The organism is Kitasatospora sp. NPDC041988 (assembly GCF_055588525.1).
On record NZ_JBVJCO010000006.1, the window covers coordinates 200,016 to 203,815 of the forward strand.

At 66.4% G+C, this 3,800-nt stretch carries 3 protein-coding genes; 2 read left to right on the forward strand and 1 reads right to left on the reverse strand.

Features of this window, described 5'->3' with window-relative positions:
* Positions 1–156 precede the first annotated feature (156 nt).
* Positions 157–339, reverse strand: coding sequence for a thiamine-binding protein (locus tag ACZ6NC_RS09255; protein WP_465730650.1), 183 nt, complete (start codon positions 337–339; stop codon positions 157–159).
* A gap of 350 nt (positions 340–689) precedes the next feature.
* Here ACZ6NC_RS09255 and ACZ6NC_RS09260 point away from each other — a divergent pair, with 350 nt between their 5' ends.
* Positions 690–1,757, forward strand: a complete 1,068-nt coding sequence (locus tag ACZ6NC_RS09260; protein ID WP_465730583.1) for a tyrosine-type recombinase/integrase — start codon at positions 690–692, stop codon at positions 1,755–1,757.
* A 446-nt stretch (positions 1,758–2,203) separates the two neighbouring features.
* A complete protein-coding gene (locus ACZ6NC_RS09265) occupies positions 2,204–3,412 on the forward strand; it encodes a right-handed parallel beta-helix repeat-containing protein (RefSeq protein ID WP_465730585.1) in 1,209 nt (402 codons plus the stop codon).
* The last annotated feature ends 388 nt before the right edge of the window (positions 3,413–3,800 follow it).

Here is a 3,800-nt window from a genome sequence, read left to right on the forward strand (position 1 = left end):
CGGGTATGCCCGTGGTTGGTTTCTTTCCCCCCCCTCCTCCCCCCCCCCCCCCCCCCCCCCCTCCCCACCCCCCCCCCCCCCCCCCCCCCCCCCCCCCCCCCCCCCCCCCCCCCCCCCCCCCCCCCCCCCCCCCCCCCCCCCCCCCGCTCCCGCACGTCACCCCTCGGCCAGATACCGCTCCACCGTGGCCACCTTGCCGGTGAGCCCGTCGGTGACCCCGGCCCGGTCGTCGATCTTGATGACGGTGCTCACCCGGCCGCTGTACGCCTTCACCGCCTCGATCGCATCCCGGATCACCGGCATCACCTCGTCCCACTCGCCCTCGACGCTGGTGAACATCGCGTCGGTGCGATTCGGCAGCCCGCTCGCGCGGACCACCCGGACGGCGGCGGCCACGGCCCAGTTCTCGTATAGCTACGGCCAGGTGGCGTGTAGCACTGCGTGATGCTCAGGTCCGGGGTGTGTGCGAGGGCCGACCGTGCAGCGGTTGGCGGTAGCGGCCGTTCCGTTTCGAGGTCTGCTTATCGGACTTTCGGTGCCGGATGTTCGTCAGGGTGGTGCCGCAGTAAATACCGGATTTACTGCGGCGGAGCCTCTACCGTGATCTTCGCGACCTGCGGCGAGGCATTCCGGCCACCGGGGCGAGGTGTACGCATTTACTGCGGCAGTGCCGGGAGGGCGGGGCGGGCGTGACCATCAAACCAGTGATCGAACTCGGGAGCGGGGGCGCGCTTCGACTGCCGCGCGCCCGGGTGGTGCCCCTGTCCGCCCCTCCGGCGTCGTACACCGCGGCGGTCGAGCGGTACCTCACCGGTGCGGGCATCGCGAAGTCCTCCGCGCGGATCTACCGGATCTCGCTCACGACGTGGGGATGGATGCTCGCTGGCGAGCCCGCCCCGACCGGACCGGCCCGCCGGGGCGCGAAGCCGCCGGTCTTCCCGGTCGCCGCGATCGACGATCCGGTACTGCCAGAGCTCCTGGCCGAGCTGGCGGCGGCGCGGGCGGACGAGATGGACGCCGACACGGTCAACCGGGAGCTGTCCATCGCGCGCAAGGCGATCGGCTGGTGGCAGCGCCAGGGCTGGATCGAGGGCGATCCGACGATCGGCATCGAGCGGCGGCCGGCACCCCCGGACCGCACCAAGGCCCTTGCCGAGAACCAGATCGCCGCCTTGTGGCGCCTGGAGGTCGCCCTGCGGGAGAAGACCTTGTGGAAGATGCTCTACGAGTCCACGGCCCGGGCCGATGAGGTGCTGTGCCTGAACGTGGAGGACCTCTACCCGCAGGACAAGCGCGGGAAGATCACCGCGAAGGGCGGGGCGACGGAGTGGATCCACTGGCAGTCCGGCACCGCCCAGCTGCTGCCCCGCCTGATCGCCCGCCGCGCCCGCGGCCCGCTGTTCCTCACCGACCGAAGGGCGCCGGCTGGGACGGCGACGCTGGACGTGTGCGAGGAGACCGGCCGGGCCCGGCTCTCCTACCGCCGGGCCGAGGAGATCTTCGAGGAGAACACCCGGCTGCTGGCCAATCCGCTGGCCTCACCCAACGACATCGAGGGCCTGGACGGCTGGACGCTCCACCGGCTCCGCCACAGTGCCCTCACACACGACGCCGAGGACGGTACGTCCACCCCGATGCTGCTGGCCCGCTCCCGCCACGCCTCCGTCCGCTCCCTGGAGCGGTACGCCCGCCCCGGCATCGACGCGGTCGCCCGGCACGTCGCCGAGCGCGACCCCGCCGCACGTCGCCGTACGTGACACCCATGTTGGCGGCTGGCGCCGACGTTCTGACCCGGACTGTGGGGGGACAGCGGAACAGCCAATAACGGTAGCGACCGTTCGCCCCCGGGCGGGCGATCCTGAGCCCGCCCTCGGTCCGCCAGGGCGGGAAACCGGCTGATCGTCTGCGGCAGTGGACGGCGCCGTTCGCCAACGTTCGGAGCTGAGACACACCGCTTGCCCACCCCGGCGGGTCGGCGACGTCGCCTGCTCAGCGACACATACAGTGTGCTACCGCTTGCACACCTAACGTGGCGCACCTAGCTTCGTGATCAGCGGAAACTACCCGCTCTTAGTTCGGTTTGCATAACTGATGGAGTCCTCCAGGCGATTCCATTAGTCCGGCTGCCAGCTATGTGCCACCTAGCCGACCATGCTGCCGCACGACCTGATTGCGGGCTGCACCGAAAGCCAAGGAGAAGATTATGAAGAAGACAGTCCTCGTTGCGGCGGGCGTGGCAGTGGCTACGACATTCTCGGCGGTGCCCAGCCAGGCAGCTCAGGCCGTACTCGTTGTGGATGACAATGGAGCCCAATGTCCGGGTGCACCTTTCACCTCGATCCAGGCAGCGATTACTGCGGCATCACCAGGAGATGTGATCAGGGTCTGTGCCGGAATGTACAACGAGGTTGTCACCGTGAACAAGGCGAATTTGCAGTTGATCGGACCGGCCGTCGCCCCCACAGGGACAGCGTGCCGCCAGGCCGGAGCTCCGGATCCGTCCAGGCAGGCGATCATTCAGTCGGCGGGCGGTTCAGGCAGTGTTCGCTTGATGGAGAACGGCATCAGATTCTCCCGCTTCACCGTTCAGAACAACACCTCCAGTTATGGCATTGTCACGAGTGCGACACACTCAGGCCACCAGGTCCGACAGAACATGATCCAGAACAATGTAATCGGAGTCTATTTCCACTCCAGCGGCACAAGCCTTTCCGAGGTTGAACAGAACTGCATCCGCCAGAACAATCAACCAGGTTCTGCAAGTGGCAGCGGAATCTACTCAGACGCAGGCCTGAAGAAGGCGGACATCGAAACAAACACCTTTTCTGGTAATGAAAACTCCGGCGTCCTTCTGGACGCGCTGGCACCCGGAGGAGTCGACAATGTCAAAGTAAACAGCAACACCTCCTTGCAAGACAGAGCCTTTGCATTCATCTTCAAGTCCAGCAACTCCAGCGTAGGGAGTAACACCATCCGGGACAACTTTGGCGCCCCCGGGATCTTCTTGGGTGACAACAACACGAACTTGAAGATTACCTCCAACACCATTGAGAGGGGATTTCTAGGCGTGCGGGCCAACGCCTTCGGCCTTTCGCCCAGCACCAACGTCACTATCGCCAGCAACATCATCAGAAATTCTGAATCAAGCACCGTTGGTCACGGCATCAGTGTGGCAGCGAACTCCCTCACGAACTCCGTCGTCTCCGGAAACATCGCCGACGACAACGCGGGCGACGGAATGCGAATCGATGCCGGCGGCAACGGGGGCAACACCATCAAGTCCAACGTCGCCCGCCGCAACGGCATGCTCGACTGCCGCGACAACACCAGCGGCACCGGCACCGATGGCACAGCCAACACCTGGACCAGCAACATTGGTCCGAACGCAGCCCCTCCCGGCATCTGCCTCTAGCCTCGCCCTTTCATTTGGGGATGGCTGACTCTGAGGCCCTGTAGATAGTCTGCGATCACAGGGCAGCATGTCGATGGTCCGGCCACGATCCGAGCCGAGCCACTACCGGTGGTCAAACTTCAGTGGCAAACGGTCAAAGTTCAGTGGCACCGGACAGCGGGGGTGAATCTGACGCCCGATCAAGCCGCAGATGCGGTAGAACGAACGACTGTCCGAAGTGTGAAGCCCTGGCCGGGAGTCCGTGCCGCACCCGGGCCGGGAAGACCGCGGCGAAGTACCACGCCCTTGGGGGGGAGGGGGGGGGGGGGGGGGGGGGGGGGGGGGGGGGGGGGGAGAGGGGGGGGGGAGCGACGCCCCGTTCTATTTGTGTTGTACGCTCTGTCGCCGG